General features: G+C 31.4%; 13 protein-coding genes and 2 tRNA genes. 1 reads left to right on the top strand and 14 read right to left on the bottom strand.

Annotation, left to right across the window (positions count from 1 at the left end):
- Nucleotides 1–509: 509 nt before the first annotated feature.
- Nucleotides 510–1,505 (top strand): DUF5050 domain-containing protein, encoded by a 996-nt coding sequence (locus ACSYT2_RS16860; protein WP_438385236.1) that lies wholly within the window; start codon nt 510–512, stop codon nt 1,503–1,505.
- A gap of 58 nt (nt 1,506–1,563) precedes the next feature.
- Here the strand turns inward: ACSYT2_RS16860 and murD are convergent, their stop codons facing one another.
- The 14 genes from murD to spoIIE form a co-directional block, all read right to left on the bottom strand.
- On the bottom strand, nt 1,564–2,943 hold the full coding sequence (gene murD / locus ACSYT2_RS16855; protein WP_438385235.1) for a UDP-N-acetylmuramoyl-L-alanine--D-glutamate ligase: 1,380 nt from the start codon (nt 2,941–2,943) through the stop codon (nt 1,564–1,566).
- Nucleotides 2,944–3,131: 188 nt separating this feature from the next.
- A complete protein-coding gene (locus ACSYT2_RS16850) occupies nt 3,132–4,532 on the bottom strand; it encodes a glycine--tRNA ligase (protein ID WP_430857817.1) in 1,401 nt (466 codons plus the stop codon).
- Nucleotides 4,533–4,925: 393 nt separating this feature from the next.
- Nucleotides 4,926–5,000: transfer RNA gene (locus ACSYT2_RS16845), tRNA-Asn, on the bottom strand.
- Nucleotides 5,001–5,005: 5 nt separating this feature from the next.
- Nucleotides 5,006–5,080, bottom strand: a tRNA-Asn gene (locus ACSYT2_RS16840).
- A gap of 157 nt (nt 5,081–5,237) precedes the next feature.
- The gene (gene lysS / locus ACSYT2_RS16835; protein WP_430857818.1) at nt 5,238–6,749 is read right to left on the bottom strand and encodes a lysine--tRNA ligase; all 1,512 of its coding nucleotides are present in this window, start codon (nt 6,747–6,749) and stop codon (nt 5,238–5,240) included.
- 14 nt (nt 6,750–6,763) lie between these two features.
- A complete protein-coding gene (greA, locus tag ACSYT2_RS16830) occupies nt 6,764–7,246 on the bottom strand; it encodes a transcription elongation factor GreA (protein WP_430857819.1) in 483 nt (160 codons plus the stop codon).
- A 174-nt stretch (nt 7,247–7,420) separates the two neighbouring features.
- Nucleotides 7,421–8,236 (bottom strand): Rossmann-fold NAD(P)-binding domain-containing protein, encoded by an 816-nt coding sequence (locus ACSYT2_RS16825; protein ID WP_438385234.1) that lies wholly within the window; start codon nt 8,234–8,236, stop codon nt 7,421–7,423.
- A gap of 54 nt (nt 8,237–8,290) precedes the next feature.
- Nucleotides 8,291–9,274: a tRNA dihydrouridine synthase DusB gene (gene dusB / locus ACSYT2_RS16820; protein ID WP_430857821.1), complete on the bottom strand. Its 984-nt coding sequence runs from the start codon at nt 9,272–9,274 to the stop codon at nt 8,291–8,293.
- Nucleotides 9,275–9,279: 5 nt separating this feature from the next.
- Nucleotides 9,280–10,059 carry a type III pantothenate kinase gene (locus ACSYT2_RS16815; protein WP_438385233.1) on the bottom strand — a complete coding sequence of 260 codons (780 nt, stop codon included), beginning with the start codon at nt 10,057–10,059 and terminating at the stop codon, nt 9,280–9,282.
- A gap of 158 nt (nt 10,060–10,217) precedes the next feature.
- Nucleotides 10,218–11,888 (bottom strand): formate--tetrahydrofolate ligase, encoded by a 1,671-nt coding sequence (locus ACSYT2_RS16810; RefSeq protein WP_438385232.1) that lies wholly within the window; start codon nt 11,886–11,888, stop codon nt 10,218–10,220.
- 204 nt (nt 11,889–12,092) lie between these two features.
- Nucleotides 12,093–13,895, bottom strand: a complete 1,803-nt coding sequence (gene ftsH / locus ACSYT2_RS16805) for an ATP-dependent zinc metalloprotease FtsH (protein WP_430857824.1) — start codon at nt 13,893–13,895, stop codon at nt 12,093–12,095.
- A gap of 75 nt (nt 13,896–13,970) precedes the next feature.
- Nucleotides 13,971–14,510 carry a hypoxanthine phosphoribosyltransferase gene (gene hpt, locus ACSYT2_RS16800; RefSeq protein ID WP_430857825.1) on the bottom strand — a complete coding sequence of 180 codons (540 nt, stop codon included), beginning with the start codon at nt 14,508–14,510 and terminating at the stop codon, nt 13,971–13,973.
- Nucleotide 14,511: 1 nt separating this feature from the next.
- Nucleotides 14,512–15,918, bottom strand: coding sequence for a tRNA lysidine(34) synthetase TilS (gene tilS / locus ACSYT2_RS16795; RefSeq protein WP_430857826.1), 1,407 nt, complete (start codon nt 15,916–15,918; stop codon nt 14,512–14,514).
- Nucleotides 15,919–16,026: 108 nt separating this feature from the next.
- Nucleotides 16,027–18,417 (bottom strand): stage II sporulation protein E, encoded by a 2,391-nt coding sequence (spoIIE, locus tag ACSYT2_RS16790; RefSeq protein WP_438385231.1) that lies wholly within the window; start codon nt 18,415–18,417, stop codon nt 16,027–16,029.
- Nucleotides 18,418–18,676 lie beyond the last annotated feature (259 nt).

Here is an 18,676-nt window from a genome sequence, read left to right as displayed (position 1 = left end):
CGCCGCCAGCGTTCGTCCTGAGCCAGGATCAAACTCTCAATAAAAAGTTTAATCTTAATCTCAAAAACTTACTCATAAAAAGAATTGCTGGTTTTTAACTTATATATCTGTTCAATTTTCAAAGATCAAATCACAGTCTTGTTGACTGCCATATTATAATACCATCAAACCTTTTTCGTTGTCAACAAGTTTTTAACTTATTTTTTCAACTCATTTGTTTGTGGTTTGTTGCCCTTCTTGTGAGGACGAAGATTATATTATCATCTTTTCTTAACATTATATTTCTACAAAAAACTATATACATAGGTTTATATTTATATATCTTCTATTTTCACTATTTTTCTTACTTTTTCTATTAGTGACACACTAGGATGAGTTATCTTATATGGATCTACTTTAACCTTTAAAATCACCTATTAATTAAGTTACTTGTCCTATTAATCTTTACTCCCTTCCTATTTTAACTTAATATAATAGTATATTTATATATTATATAGGAGGTTTTACAAATGAAAAAAGCAATATTACTACCTCTACTTCTTATTCCAACCTTTATTTTATACGGATGTTCAGAGAAAAAGGAAAGCACTCTACCACCACGTTCCATCTCTGCTTCTTCTAATGGTTCTACTGAAATATATACTCCATTCATTTTAAATGATAAAACAATATCTAATTCTCCATTCGTGGTAAATGGAAATTCATTAATATTTCCTAATAGAGAAGATAACAATAAGATTTCTATTATCCAAGAGCCATATCCAAAAAACTTAATAACAACATCTATCATTTCAGATTTCATGGACTATTCAACTGAGACTCTGATTGTAATTAATGATGTAATATATTTTGCTGATGCCAGCAACGGAAATAACCTATCATCAATAAATCTATCAGATAAAGTCTATAAGAAAATTAACAATAATAATGTACACAATATAATTTCTTCTAACGAATCATTATTCTATATAAATAGTAATGATAAAAATAAGCTATATACATATAACATAGAGGAAGGTTCTAGTTCAGCTATTACATCTGATAGCATAGGAGAATATCTATTAAACGGAGATTTCATCCTCTACCAAAACTTAAGTGATAACTCCAATTTGTACACAATAAAGATTGACGGTTCACAGAAACAACAAGTTACTGACTTCTCAGTAAATAGCTTTGTTCCATATAATGGTGAGATATTAGTTATAAACTCTTCTGATAATAATAACCTTTATGCAGTTAATCCTTCAGATTTAAAATCTAGAAGATTAGCTTTAATGAATGGAGAAAAGCTAAAAGTATATGACAATAGTTTATATTTTATAAACTTAGATGATGCTAATTATTTATATTCTCTTAGTGTTAATTTAGAAACATCTGAGATCTCATCTAGGGCTATTGTCAAGGATGGCATAAATGATTATTTCCCAACAAACCTGGGTATCTTTTTAGAAAAAAGATCTAATGTCAATAATACATATATTATCGATACACCCTCTCAACCTTAAATATCTAAAAATATACTTAAAAACAAAAGGGATTGCATTGCAATCCCTTTCTTATATTCTATTTTAAATTATTTACTATTTCCTTAAATACATTTCCTCTAACTGCAAAGTTTGAAAACATATCGAAAGATGCACAAGCTGGTGATAATGTAACTATATCTCCATCCTTAGCTAAGTCCCTTGCTCTATCTACTGCTTCTTCTAATGTATCTACAAAAGTAATATTAACCTTTATTCCTTCTCTTCCCTCTAACTTATCAAAAGCGCCCTTAATCTTATCCTTAGTTGCCCCCAATAAAATTAATTCTTTTATATATGGATGTCCTTCATCCGCTAATGGCTCAAATGGAATATGCTTATCATACCCCCCTGCTATTAGTATAACTTTAGTTTCAAAAGCTTTTAACCCTGCTAAAGTTCTTGTTGGACTAGATGCAATAGAGTCATTATAATACTTAACTCCATCTAGCTCTCTTACTAATTCGCATCTATGCTCAACTCCGCCAAAAGTCTCTGCAACAATTTTCATTGATTCTATTGAAACATCATCCTTTGTTGCTATAAATGCTGCTAAATAATTCTCAACATTATGAATTCCTTTAATAACTATGTTCTCTTTCCTACATACTTCTTTTCCATCAATGAATAAAACACCATCTTCAAGGTATGCTCCTGTTGTCAGAACTCTATTGGAACTAAACTCTCTTATTTCAGCCTTGGCTTCACTCTTAAAGCCATAAGTAATTTCATTATCTCTATTTATTACTAAAACATTACCACTATTTTGATGCAAGAAAATATTCTTTTTAGCATCTATATACTCTTGCATATCTTTATGCATATCTAAGTGGTTTGGTGCTAAATTAGTACATACAGCTACATCAATCTCAACATCCATAGTCATTAATTGAAAACTAGAAAGTTCTAATACCACCATATCATTTTCTTCTATTTCTTCTATTTGTGCAAATAGAGGTGTACCTATATTCCCTCCAACCCAAGTTTTATATCCTTCTTGCATTAATAATTTGGATATTATAGTTGTTGTAGTTGTCTTTCCATCACTTCCTGTAATCCCATAGACTTTCCCTCTACAATATCTAACAAACTCTTCCATTTCTGAAGTTATGTATGCACCTTCTTCTTTTGCTCTAACTAAAGCTTCACTATCTATTCTCATTGAAGGCGTCTTAAAAACCACTTGGAATCCAGTTAATTTCTTTAGATATCCTTCTCCTAAAACAAGTTTAACACCTTTATTCTTAAAATCTATAGCTACTTCTCCTAAAGACTCCTCACTTTTCATATCAAAAGCTGTAACATTTGCTCCAAGTTTAACTAAGAAGTTTATTAAAGGAATGTTTGATACACCTATCCCAACTACAGCCACATTCTTTCCTTTAATAAAATTCTTAAATTCATCAAAATTCTTTTTCATTTCTACTCCTCCATATACACTATCTAAACCTCATAACATTTACTATATGATTCTTTATTTAAGTCTGTCCCATTTCCTTCTAATTATAACACTATAAAAATATAAATGAAAAGCGAAGCTTATTGGATAAAACAATAGCTTCGCTTTTCATTTATCATTTTATACTACTTTAATAGTAAATTTCCACACTAAAACTCTAAACTTTTAGCAATATAAGCTTCTAAATCACTTATCTTAATTCTTTCTTGTTCCATAGTATCTCTATTTCTAACTGTTACCGCTCCATCTACTTCTGTTTCAAAATCGATAGTTATACAATATGGAGTACCAATTTCATCTTGTCTTCTATATCTTTTACCAATACTTCCTGCTTCATCATATTCTATATTAAACTTCTTGCTTAATTCTCCATATATATCAAGTGCCTTTTCTGAAAGCTTCTTTGATAGTGGTAGTATAGCTGCCTTATACGGTGCTAATGCTGGATGAAGGTGCATTACTATTCTTGAATCTTGCTTATCTTCTGTTGATAAATCTTCTTCATCATAAGCATCTACTAAGAATGCTAAAGCAACTCTATCAGCACCTAATGATGGTTCTATAACATATGGTACATACTTTTCATTCGTTTGAGGATCTAAGTATGACATATCTTGACCTGAATGTTCTTGGTGCTTATTAAGGTCATAATCTGTTCTATCAGCTATACCCCATAACTCTCCCCAACCAAATGGGAATAAGTATTCTATATCAGATGTAGCCTTTGAGTAGAATGATAACTCTTCAGCAGCATGATCTCTCATTCTTAAATTATTTTCTTTGACCCCTAGGTTTAGTAGGAATTTCCAACAATAATCTCTCCAATATTCAAACCACTCTAAATCTGTTCCTGGCTTACAGAAGAATTCTAATTCCATTTGCTCAAATTCCCTGGTTCTGAAAGTAAAGTTACCTGGTGTGATTTCATTTCTGAAAGACTTACCTATTTGACCTATACCAAAAGGTACCTTCTTTCTTGCACTTCTTTGAACTGACTTGAAGTTTACAAATATACCTTGAGCTGTTTCCGGTCTTAAGTATATTTCATTCTTACTATCTTCAGTAACACCTGCAAAAGTCTTAAACATAAGATTAAACTTTCTTATATCTGTATAATTAAGCTTTCCACACTTAGGGCAAACTATATTATTCTTTTCTATATATTCTTTTAATTCTTCATTTGACCATCCATCAGCAGAAGCAACTTCAACTCCGCTCTCTGTCATATGATCTTCTACTATCTTATCCGCTCTGAATCTAGCCTTACATTCTTTACAATCCATTAAAGGATCTGAGAATCCACCAACGTGTCCTGATGCAACCCAAACTTCTTTGTTCATTAATATTGCACAGTCTACTCCTACATTATAAGGACTTTCTTGTATAAACTTCTTCCACCATGCCTTCTTAACATTGTTCTTAAATTCAACACCTAATGGACCGTAATCCCATGAGTTAGCTAAGCCACCATAAATATCTGATCCTGGGAATATGAATCCTCTACTTTTACAAAGAGCAACCATTTTATCCATTGTCTTTTCAACTGCCATAATAAAATCCCTCCAAATATATTTTTATAAATAAAAAAAGCCCTAACTACAAAGGGACGAAATTCAAATTCCGCGGTTCCACCCTTCTTAGCATAAGCTCAACTTTACAAAGTAGCATTCAAAAGCTCCATTCATCTCCTCATTATAATGATTTACACCAAACATCATCTCTCTTTAATAATTCAAAGACTACTCCTCTTTATCAACATGCTTATTTAATTATATATTAATTTTACCAAAAGACGAATATATGTCAAGACTAAAGACTCTTATCCATTATAATTCCCCTTATTATTTAATTAAATCTATTTTTTATGAATTATTTTTTACTGCTATAGACATACTTCCTTACAAAATAAAAAAGCGATGAATCATCATCGCTTAATAATCAATTGGCTCCGCGAAGAGGACTCGAACCTCCAACCTGTCGGTTAACAGCCGAATGCTCCACCATTGAGCTATCGCGGAATAATTGGCTCCGTGAAGAGGACTCGAACCTCCAACCTGTCGGTTAACAGCCGAATGCTCCACCATTGAGCTATCACGGAACGTTATTACATTAGTTATTATATCAGCTTTAAATAAAAATGCAACAGTTTTTTGAACTTTTTTTTACTATAATTTTAAAATGAGATGAATACTTGATCTAAGGCTATAAATTTAATCTAAAAAAGGAACTAACTAATAGTTAGTTCCTTAAAATTCTTAGTTATTTGTTTGTGGTTTCATTGTAGGGAATAAAAGAACATCTCTAATTGATGCTGAATCAGTTAAGAACATAACTAATCTATCAACTCCAAAACCTAATCCACCTGTTGGAGGCATTCCAGTTTCAAGAGCACTCATAAATTCTTCATCAATCATGTAAGCTTCGTCATCGCCAAGCTCTCTTTCCTTAGCTTGTTGTTCAAATCTTTGTCTTTGAACTATAGGATCATTTAACTCTGAATAAGCATTACATAACTCTCTACCAAATACAAATCCTTCAAATCTTTCAGTAAAGGCTTCATTTCCTCTCTTCTTCTTAGTAAGAGGTGAAATTTCTACTGGATAATCTGTAACGAATGTAGGTTGAATCATATGCTCTTCAGCATATTCTTCATAAAGCATATTTAATACTTCACCCTTAGTTACTGTATTTAATGGCTTAGGGAATTCTAAATGTTTTTCCTTAGCTATAGCTTGTGCTTCTTCATCAGACTTGATTTCATTGAAGTCTATTTTAGCATATTCCTTAACAGCATCCACCATTGTTATTCTTCTCCAAGGTGGCTTAAAGTCTATTTCAGTTCCTTGGTACATTACCTTGGTAGTACCATTAACTTTTTCACAAACATAAGCAACTAAATTTTCCATGATTTCCATCATTCCATTATAATCAGTATAAGCTTCATATAACTCTATCATAGTAAACTCTGGGTTATGTCTTACTGACATTCCTTCATTTCTGAAGTTTTTACCCATATCATATACTTTTTCAAATCCAGCTACTATTAATCTCTTTAAATATAGTTCTGTAGCTATTCTTAGGTACATATCTATATCTAAAGTGTTATGATGAGTAATAAATGGTCTTGCTGCTGCTCCACCAGCTATTGCTCCTAGTATTGGAGTCTCAACTTCTAAGAATCCCCTATTATCTAAGAATTCTCTTATACCTTTTATAATTTGACTTCTCTTTATAAAAGTATCCTTAACTTCAGGATTAGTTATGATATCTACTTCTCTTTGTCTATATCTTAAATCTGGATCCTTTAGTCCATGCCACTTTTCTGGTAATGGCTTTAATGACTTACAGATTAATTCAAAACTAGTAACCTTTATTGATATTTCTTCAGTTCTAGTCTTAAATACTTCACCAGTAGCCGCAACCATATCACCTAAATCATATGTCTTATATGCCTTTAAGTTTTCTTCTCCAACCTCATCTATCTTGATGAATAATTGAATTTTACCATCTCTATCATGTACATCTGAGAATACAACTTTTCCTTGTCCTCTCTTAGACATTATTCTACCTGCTATAGTTACAGTTTTGCCTTCTAATTCTTCATAATTAGACTTAACTTCTTCTGATGTGTGTGTTCTTTCAACTGTGTATACATCAAATGGATCTTTACCTGCTTTTTGTAATTCCGCTAGTTTCTCTCTTCTTAATCTTTCTTGTTCATTAAACTGAGATTCTAACTCTTGAATATTCATTTCCTCAGTTGACATTAATAATCCCTCCGTTATGCTCTTCTTATATCTAGTACCTCAAACTTATTTACTCCATTTGGTACAATAACTTCAACGATTTCACCAATTTTCTTATTAACTAAAGCCTTACCTACTGGTGATTCGTTTGATATCTTATAATTCATAGGATCTGCTTCTGCTGAACCTACTATAGTGTATTCAACTTCTTCATCAAACTCAAAATCCTTAACCTTAACTATTGATCCAACTGCAATAGTACCAGTAGGAATTTCTGATTCATCAACAACTGAAGCATTTTTTAACATATTTTCTAATTGAAGAATTCTTCCTTCAGTAAATGCTTGCTCATTTTTTGCTTCATCGTATTCTGAGTTTTCACTTAAATCTCCGTATCCTAAAGCTACTTTTATCTTTTCAGTTATTTCTTTTCTTTTAACTGTTTTTAAAAACTCTAATTCTTCCTCAAGTTTTTTAACACCTTCATAAGTCATAACATATTTTTTTGCTTCGCTCATATTATACTCCCCTTTAGCTACCAATATGGTTTAATATTATATTCCTAAAATCATTTTACATATTATAAAACAGCCTTTTTAATATGTCAATAAATGATAATTACGGGCACACTCTCCGAAAGTCTTCACAAAGTATATTACCTATTATATACCTTATAGCCCCTTCTTCATACCCTAAATTACTATATCTTTTGAATTAAATGATATCTGCTCTAGCATTATATCATTTTTTCTTAATATGTCTCTAATACTTTCCTTTTTCCCTACATTTAATATTCCGCCTAATAATTCTGGAGGGTAAAATTCCAAAGAACTTTCCCAAGGAACTTTAAATCCAACATTATTTACATAAATCCCATCCTTATTAGGTTTGTAGAAATTGTCCAAATACCAAACATTATTAAGATTATAAACCTTATCTTCAGAAGAAATAACAAAATCAATACTTTTCATACTTTCTTCTTCATGGATTACTTGAATTACAGCTCCATAATTACTAATAATATACTCTCTAAGCTTCTCTATTTTACTTGATCTTTTGGTAAGAATAATTATATTTCTTGCTTCTTTCGCTAATTCTTCAACAATATATCTATTCTCTTTTTTACTACCATCATCAATTAATATATTTGCACTTCTTATTGATTTATGTGATTTAAATAATAATAACTTAATGCTCTCTACTACAGAAAAAGCAAATAGTTTCTTCTGAAATTCATTAAGAAAATTATAGTCATAGTTCCTCTTTCCACTTGGACATAATAAGCTATTATCTTCTTTAAATCTATCAAAAGTTCTAACAATATTATATTTATATGCTTCTACATTAATATTCTGTGGTATCTCAGTGTACTTTATTTTAGTATTGAAATCCTTAATTATCTCCTCACCAGTACATCTTATTTTAAACCTATCTTTAAACTTTATAAAAGGTGATATTTTCTCATAGGGCTCTTCTTCCTTAAACCTAACATGAATGGCATTTTTCATAATCTATACCTCTAGCTTTTTTCTATACTTATTCTTATGAAAAGTATTTAATTACTAAATCTCTTTAAAATTAAGTAATTCACCTTTATAGTCTTGAAGCACTTTCATTACTTCCTTACTATCATCTAAAGTATTCATTAGATTTTTGACATCTGTGCACCTAGGCAACCCTTTAATATACCATGATGCATGTTTTCTCATTTCTCTAATAGCCTTGAATTCTCCATCATACTTAATTGCCAATTCATAGTGTCTAATGCACATATCAATTTTTTCTTCTGGTGTAACTATTAATGGAGGCTCACCCTTTAGCTTTCTCTCAATTTGTTTAAATATCCATGGATTACCCATACTTCCCCTTGCAACAACAATGCCATCACAATTAGATATTTCTTTTAATCTTAAAGCATCTTCTGGAGTAAAGACATCACCATTGCCTAGCACTGGTATTGAAACTGCATCTTTAACCTGTCTTATTATATCCCAGTCTGCCCTTCCTTCATACATTTGTTTTTTTGTTCTTCCATGTATAGTAATTGAATCCACTCCAGCATCTTCTAATCTTTTTGCAAATTCAACAGCATTAATATTATCTTCATCGAAGCCTTTTCTGAATTTAGCTGTTACCGGTTTATTAGATACTTTTTTAAGCTCTCTAATAATTTCAGCAGCTAACTCAGGCTCTTTCATAAGGGCAGAACCTTCTCCGTTTTTAGTTATCTTAGGAGCTGGACAGCCCATATTAACATCTATAATACAAATATCCTCTCTATCGTTAAAGTATTTCTCAACAACCTCTGCCATTATTTTAGGCTCTCTACCAAATATTTGTGTAGCTATAGGCCTTTCCTCATCTGCTATTCTCAAAAGACTTTGTGTATTTTCACTTCCATAGTATAATGCTTTAGCACTTACCATTTCAGTAGTAACTAAACCACAACCCATTTCCTTACATAATCCTCTGAAAGAAATATCAGTAACCCCGGCCATCGGTGCTAAGAATACATTATTATCAAAGACCAGATTACCTATCTTCATTTAATTTACTCCTTATTCTTATAATATAATATCTTTAAACCTTCTAGGGTCAAGTCTGAATCAACCTTATCAATAACCTTAGTTCCTTTAGCTATTAATTTAGCTAATCCACCAGTAGCTACTACAAGAGGTTCTTCTTTCCCCTTACGTTTCATTTCTTCTTTCATTTTGTTTACTATATATTCAACTTGACCTATATACCCATATAATATACCTGATTGCATACTTGAAATTGTATCTTTACAAATTATATTCTTAGGTACTTCAAGCTCTACCCTTGGAAGTTTAGCTGCTCTTTCAAATAATGCATCTGATGATATCTTTATTCCCGGCACTATACATCCACCTAAATAATCTCCTGTTTTCGTTATTGCACAGAATGTAGTGGCAGTTCCGAAATCTATTATTATCATTGATTTTTTATACATTTCATATGCAGCAACTGCATTGACTATCCTATCTGCACCAACTTCTTTAGGATTATCATATCTAATGTTCATACCTGTCTTTATCCCAGGCCCAACAATTATTGGTTCAATAGAAAAACACTTTCTGATCATATTCTCTAGTGAATGCATTATATTTGGAACTACTGAAGATATTATTATCCCCTTAACTTCCTTAGGATTTAAATTGTTTTGGGAAAAAAGTTGCATTACCTGTATTCCATATTCATCCGATGTCTTTTTTGCATCCGTTGAAATACGCCAACTAGCTATGTAATTATTATCTTTATGCACACCTAATACTATATTCGTATTTCCTACATCCACAAGTAAAATCATAAAAGCACCACCTTAATATAATTAAAAGCAGCTGTGGTAGCTGCCTTTATTTCAATAAAATAACTTAAATTTGACAATATAATTTTAGCAATTCAGCATAATTTGTCAAGTAAAATAAGGTATCTTAAAGTAATTATCTTTAAGATACCTTAAACTATTTAGAATAAACCTACAATTTTTCCGTCTTCTAATATATCCATTCTATTAGCGGCTGGAACCCTTGGTAGTCCAGGCATTGTCATAACATTCCCAGTCAATACAACTATAAATCCGGCTCCATTTGATACTCTGACCTCTTGGACTGAAATATCAAATCCCTCCGGCTTTCCTAGCAATTCCGGATTATCTGATAATGAATATTGTGTTTTTGCCATACATATTGGTAGTTTATCTAATTGGAAGTTTTCAAGTTCTTTAATCTGTCTTTTAGCAACTGCAGAGTACGCTACTCCCTTAGCTCCATAAATTTCTTGTGCTATCTTCAATATCTTATCTTCTATACTATCTTTTGAATCATAGATAGGTGCGAAAGATGATTTCTCACTAGCTAAAACTTCTTCTACTACATCAGCTAACTCAAGTCCACCTTCTCCCCCTTTTGCCCAAACATCAGAAAGTGCGACCTTTACTCCAAGTTTTCCACAGAATTCTTTTATAAATTCAATTTCTTCCACACTATCTGTTAGGAATCTATTAATAGCCACAACTACTGGCACATTGTATTTCTTTATATTTTCAATTTGCTTTTCTAGATTAACTATCCCTTTAGATAAAGCTTCTACATTAGGAGTATTTAAATCTTCTTTGCTTACTTCACCGTGATGCTTTAATGCTCTTATTGTAGCTACTATCACAACACAGTTAGGATTTAATCCACCATATCTACACTTTATATCTAAGAACTTTTCTGCTCCAAGATCTGCCCCAAATCCTGCTTCTGTAACAGCGATATCACCAAGCTTTAATGCTAGCTTAGTAGCCATTATTGAGTTACACCCGTGAGCTATATTGGCAAATGGGCCTCCATGAATTATAGCAGGAGTATTTTCTAATGTCTGCACTAAATTTGGTTTTATAGCCTCCTTCATTAATAAAGCCATAGCACCTTGTACTTCTAGTTGCTTTGCATATACTGGATTGCCATCTAAATCATAAGCAATTAAAATATTACCCATTCTTTCTTTTAAATCATTAAGATCTGAAGCTAAACATAAAATAGCCATAATTTCCGATGCAACAGTTATCATGAATCCATCTTCCCTAACAAATCCATTTGCCTTTCCACCCATACCAACTACAATGTCTCTTAATGCTCTATCATTCATATCCATAACCCTTTTGAATATTATTCTTCTTGAGTCAATTCTTAATACATTCCCTTGATGGATATGATTATCTATTGCTGCACATAAAAGATTATTAGAGGCTGTTATAGCATGCATATCCCCAGTAAAGTGAAGATTTATATCCTCCATAGGAACTACTTGTGCATATCCTCCACCAGCCGCTCCACCTTTAACTCCAAATACCGGCCCTAATGATGGCTCTCTTAATGCAATTATGGCTTTCTTTCCTCTTCTACATAATGCTTGACCTAATCCAACTGTAACTGTAGATTTACCTTCTCCAGCTGGCGTTGGATTAATAGCAGTAACTAATACTAACTTACCATCTTTTTTATCTTCATTCCTCTTTAAAACATCTAATGATATCTTACATTTATATTTCCCATATAATTCAATATCCTCTTCAGATAAATTTATTCCTTCTGCTATCTTTACAATAGGCTCCATATTAGCTTCTTGAGCTATTTGTATATCGCTTTTCATATTTAACACTCCTCTGAATTAATTGCTCTCTTTTACCTTTAACAAAATTATACCATTTTAAGATTACAATTCAAAGATAATTCGAATATTTATGTTTATTTTGTTTAAATAGTTCGTAATATATTATGTTTTACAGATATTTTTTTCAAAATTTCAATATAACTTTCGTAACATAATAAAAAGACTTCCGTAGAAGTCTTTTTATTATGCATTTTCAAATATCTCAACAAATTCTTTACCTTCAAGTTTTTCCTTTTCTAATAAAGCAGCTGATACAGCATGAAGCTTTTCTATATTATCTTTTAATAATCTTTCTGCACTATTATAAGCATTATCAATAAGAGATTTTATTTCCTTATCAATTTGAGCTGCAAACTCCTCACTGAAGTTTCTACCTCTTCCTAAGTCTCTACCTAAGAATACTTCATTTTGATCAGTACCATATGAAATTGCACCAATAGTAGGACTCATTCCATATTCCATCACCATACTTCTTGCAATAGCACTTGCCCTATCAATATCATTCTTAGCACCTGTACTTATATCTCCAAGAACTAATTGTTCTGCAACTCTACCCCCAAGAAGACCTACCATCTGATCTTCTAATTTAGACTTAGATGTATATGCTCTATCTTCTGTAGGCAGATGCATAGTGTATCCGCCTGCGCTTCCTCTTGGAATAATAGATATTTCATGAACTGGATCTGCATTAGGTAATAACTTCATTACAACAGCGTGACCTGCTTCATGATATGCAGTTAACTTTCTATCATGTTCACTAATAACCCTGCTCTTCTTTTCAGGTCCTGCTATAACTCTTGTTATAGCCTCTTCCATCTCATACATAGTTATTTGTTTCTTTCCTCTTCTAACAGCTAATAAAGCAGCCTCATTAGCTAGATTCTCTAAATCTGCTCCACTGAATCCCGGAGTTCTCTTAGCTAATACTTCTAAACTTACATCTTCTGCTAAAGGTTTCTTCTTAGTATGAACCTTAAGTACCTCTGCTCTACCCTTAACGTCAGGTGCACCAACTAGTATTTGTCTATCAAATCTACCAGCTCTTAGTAAAGCTGGGTCTAATATATCTGGTCTATTTGTTGCTGCAATCATAATGATTCCTTCATTAACTCCAAATCCATCCATTTCAACTAGTAATTGATTTAAAGTTTGTTCTCTTTCATCATGTCCGCCACCTAAGCCAGCACCTCTTTGTCTACCAACAGCATCTATTTCATCAATAAAGATTATGCACGGTGCATTCTTTTTAGCTTCTTGGAATAAATCTCTTACTCTTGAAGCACCTACACCTACAAACATTTCTACGAAATCAGAACCTGAAATACTAAAGAAAGGCACACCTGCTTCACCAGCTATAGCCTTAGCTAATAATGTCTTACCTGTTCCTGGAGGTCCAACCAATAGGACACCCTTAGGTATTCTTGCTCCCATTTCTATATATTTAGCAGGTAGCTTTAAGAAATCTACTATCTCTTCTAACTCTGCTTTTTCTTCATCTGCTCCGGCTACATCCTTAAATGTAACCTTTTTGGAATCTGGGGTCGCTATTTTGGCTCTACTTTTACCAAAATTCATAACTCCTCTTCCACCACCGCCACCTTGTGACTGTTGTGTAAATACGAATAAAAATACTAATACTAATACTACCAGTACAATTATAGGAATAATACTTAACCAAGCTCCACTATTTGATGGTGGTTCGAATTCAACTCTAACATTATCCTTTGGACTTTCTTCCATTAATGACACAATGATTTCATTAGGTGCATAAGTAACAAAAGTCTTGTTATCAGTTGTCTTTCCTTGTATTAACATTTTATCTTCTTTTACTTTTATACTTTCAATTTGGTTTGCCTTCCATTTTTCTTGGAATGCGCTATACGCCATTGGGTCTGCACTACCCTTTGTTTGCCATATTGCAGCTGCTGATAATACTAATACTACCAGTATTACAATATATATAGCTGAGCTTGAATTCTTCTTCATTCAACGCCCCCCTCTCTTATAGTTATTTTTTAAATTTTACCATACGGTATTTTTTAATACAATCTTTCTTAAGACCTATTTTTCATATACTTCTGGCTTTAATGTTCCTATGAAAGGTAAATTCCTATACTTTTCAGCATAATCTATTCCATACCCAACTATAAATTCATCTGGAACCTCAAATCCTATATACTTAACATCTATTTCTGTTTTTCTTCTTGCTGCTTTATTAAGCAATGTTGCTATTTCTATGCTATTAGCCTTTCTTGCTTTAAGATATTTTAATAAGTAATCTAAAGTAACTCCACTATCTACTATATCTTCTACTATTAATATGTCTTTACCCTCTATATTATGGTCTAAATCCTTTAATATTCTAACTACACCAGAAGTCTCTGTAGAATTTCCATAACTAGAAACAGCCATAAAATCAATTTCACATGGCACTGTAATATTTTTAATTAAATCAGAAGCAAATAGAACTGATCCCTTTAAAACACCAACTACAATAAGATTTTTCCCTTTGTAATTTTGACTTATTACTTCCCCCATTTCCTTAACCTTCTTAATAATTTCTTCCTCACTAAAAAGTACATCTTTTATATCATTTCTCATCCTAAAATTCCTTTCTCTTCAGCATTATTTTAAGTATGGACTTAGTTTCTTTAGTAACTCTATATTTATCAGATGTTTTAACCCCAACCACCCAAGCTATCTCCTCATCAAATTGAATTATTGGTATAGACCCACGATCTTCTTGCGGAATTTTCATATCTATAAATATATCTTTAAGCTTTTTGCTCCCCTTCATTCCTAAAGGAACTATTTTATCTCCATTTTTTCTATATCTAATGATAATATTACCATTAATTTTATCATAATTGAAATACTTTATTAAACTATTCCCACTAAATTTAAAATTATTATCATTAATAACTCTTTCAAAACTCAGAAGATAATCATCAAAAAGGATTTCCTTATGTAATATTTCCTCCTTACTCAAAACTAATTCTTCATTTAAATCTTTTTTAGAAATTTCTTTTACTTTAATATGTATATCACCATAAATATTCTTAGCATATACTTTATTAGGCAAATCAACTCTTTTATTAGTACCTCTTTCTATTAATGAACATACATCCTCTATATGCTTCATTTCAACATCATAATTGCTACCACTCACTTCAGAAATTGCCTTCCTAAGTATTCTATTCAATATAGCACTATTTAGATTAAAGACCTCACCTTTTATAATGATAGAATTATCTTTCTTATAGCATCCTTTTTTATAATATTTTTCAACCTCTTCTTTAATAAAATCATTGTCTATTTGCAATAAGGATGCCATTCTATTTATACTTTCAATAACATCAGGATTAAAGTTATTTTTCATATAAGGTAATATATCTAATCTCACCTTATTTCTGCTATATAATCTCTCCATGTTAGTTGCATCTATACGCGGTTTTAACCCCAACTCCTCACAATAATCTTCTATTTCACCTCTTTCCATAAATAAAATTGGCCTAATATATTTGTTATCTCTCTTTACAGGTATTCCGCCAAGTCCCTCTAGTCCAGTCCCTCTCATAATTCTCATTAATATAGTTTCAGCTTGGTCATTTGCATTATGTGCTGTTGCTACCTTATCAAAGCTTAAGTTTTTCATGACCTCATCAAAAAATCCATATCTTACTTCTCTTCCTGCAGTCTCTGATGATAATCCTTTTTCTTTTCCATAACTATTTATATCTATTCTTTTGCAATAAAATTCCACTCCAAGCTTATTGCATAACTCTTTTGCGTATTCCTCATCCTTATTAGCCTCTTCACCTCTTAACATATGATTAATATGAACTGCAGCAATATTTAAATTTAGCTCTTCCTTTACACTACATAGCATATGTAATAGGCATACCGAATCAGGTCCTCCTGATAACCCTACAAGTATACCTTCACCCTTTTCTATTAAATTATTTTCTTCTATAAATTTTATAAACTTTTCCCTATCATCTCTAATCATAAGATTATTCCTCAATTCTATTTTTTATCTTACCTATATTCTACCTTATATATAGATAAAATTAAAATAGCTGACTAATACTTTAGTCAGCTATAAGCATAATTGCGACTAATACATTGAATATACCTTTGATACCACTACTGTCATATCATCTTTTGAACTCCCACCACTTAACGCTTTTGCTTTATCAAGTATATCTCCAGCTAACTCTTTAGGGTCCTTTGATGCACCCTCAAGATATTCTTCTAGCCAATTATATTTTCCAACACTTTCTTTAGTTACATCTAATATACCATCACTTAATATAACTATTAAATCTCCATTTTTAATAGCTAGCTTAACTTCTTCAACTTCAATTTTATCCACCAATCCGAAAGGTGGCATATTAGATATTATAGGTTTTACACTTTTACCTCTTTTTATAAAACTAGCCACTGCACCTACCTTCATAAATGACGCTTCTCCTGAATATAAATCTATAACATTCAGATCTAGAGTGGAGAATCTTTCATCCTCTTCAAATTTCATAGACATAATAGAATTCACCATATTAATAGCAGTTTCTTTTCCAAAACCTGATTCCACAAATTTTTCTACTATTTCTACAGTTGCCCTACTTTCCTTACCAGCTTCTGGGCCTGATCCCATCCCATCACTAATAAGAGACATATAAAGGCCATCCTTTGTTTTTCCAAAACTATAGGTATCTCCTGTATACTCTTCTCCTTCCTTAGGGGATATTGCCCCGTAAGATACCACATGAAATTTAGGTGCCTCTTCAAATATCATAGTGCACTCACCATTATCAGGGTCTATTCTACATCCATCTCCTCCAAGGCACATTGGCTTTCTCATTAACTCATTAATAATTGGTAATACATTCTTAGAACAATACTTTCCACCTCCACAGTTTTCTAATGTTAATTTTATTTTCACTCTCCCATTAGTATCCCTATAAGAAAATACATTTTTATATTGAATAGAACTCTTATTCAATCCCCTCCTCACTAATCTTTCCAAATCACCACATAGCATTACATCCTTTTTAAAATCCCTTAACATTTCATCAATAGACATTGATATATTCTTTATATGATCTGCTAAAATTAATCTCCCTTCTTCTAACCTTCCTTTCATAGCTTCATTATTATTTAAGTTATCTACAATTTTTTCTGCCCCTTTAATTAAATCAAACTTCTTTAAACATATTTTTTCAAGTTGGTCCGGAAATATAACCTGCTTATCCTCACAACTTTTTATCAATTTTTGTAATGAATTATATGTGAAATTAAAGTCCCTACTCCAACAGTTTTCACACTTACTACAATTAGAGCAGACTCTATCTGCTAAATTTTCTATTAGGGCTGTACTTTTGTTTTTATACATCAACTTATCATTATCCCCAATATTTTGTAATGTATTAGATACTATTGATAATGCCGATCCTAAATCCTTTACTTTAATACTAAATTCCTTTTTTAGTTCAGTAAGCTCTATCTCATTAACCTGATCTCTCTTCTTATCAGTATTAATTTCTACTTCAATAAGTTTTAATATAGATTTAGGGATCATTAAAAATACTACTCCAGATATAGCTGCTTCTATTATTGAAGCAATATTTAAATTCTGTGAATACAAAGCTAAGGCTAAATACATTATTAGATAAGATAAAAATGCAAACAGCTTACCTGTATCTTTAAAAATACCTGCTATTAGTCCAGCAATACTATAAAAAGCTATACTCAAAGTCATATCTCCAGTACTCATTCCAACTATCACCCCCATAGATACACCTATGGCAGCTCCATATGCTCCACCACCAACAAAGGCAACTAATAATATGATTGTATATGATAAAACTGCCCTTAGTGATATATCCATAATATTAAGATTGCCAACACCTGATACTATTAAGCAAAGTACTATTCCCATACTAATTATCTCTTCTGTAGAAAAGAAATAATTAGTGTTAAATTCTTCAATACAATTAACTCCATATCTTACAACATAATAAACAGGTACTATTACTACTGTATTTATTAAGGATAATGTTATATTGATACCTAAATCATATTTACTAATAAAAAAACCATATGCAAAAAAACTAATAAGAACTAATAAAAACATCCTCATTTCTTTAATTGCTTTATTACCTCTTGAAAAGACTATATTGTAAATCATCAGCAATCCTACAGCTAATATATTAATATAGCCACCTGTAATACTACTGGATATTGTAAAATACCCTATTCCCACCCCAAGTGTTGCAATTAATGTTCTCTTCTCATTCTTTCTTATCATTACTGCAATCAAATAAGCTATTCCAAAAGGAGCTATTCCAGATACACTTCCTCTATTTAAATAAATTATCACTCTACTGATTAATAATCCACCTATTAAAATACTCATTAATATAATAGGCTCTTCTCTCAAATTTAAAAACTTTTTCTTTTCAGTGCCCGACTTTTTGTATTCACCTATATCTAATCCGTATTGCATAAGCCGCCTCTCCTTTTCCATATATTGTAAATTTATTATATCACCCCACTCTTTCGATATATGTCACTTGATGTTTATATATATTTTTTTCGTAGGACATTAAAATGTAATATTCTTATTTATATATAGATTATCTTCATTTTATTTAAAACTATATATTTTCAAAAAATCACCTCTCAACTAGCACATCATCTACAATTAATGATTTTTCTTTAAATCATCCTTATATTTTATTTTTGTCACTATTAAAAATACTTTG

The organism is Clostridium zhoujianii (assembly GCF_051590805.1).
GTDB lineage: Bacteria > Bacillota > Clostridia > Clostridiales > Clostridiaceae > Clostridium.
This window is presented reverse-complemented; position numbering and strand designations above follow the sequence as displayed.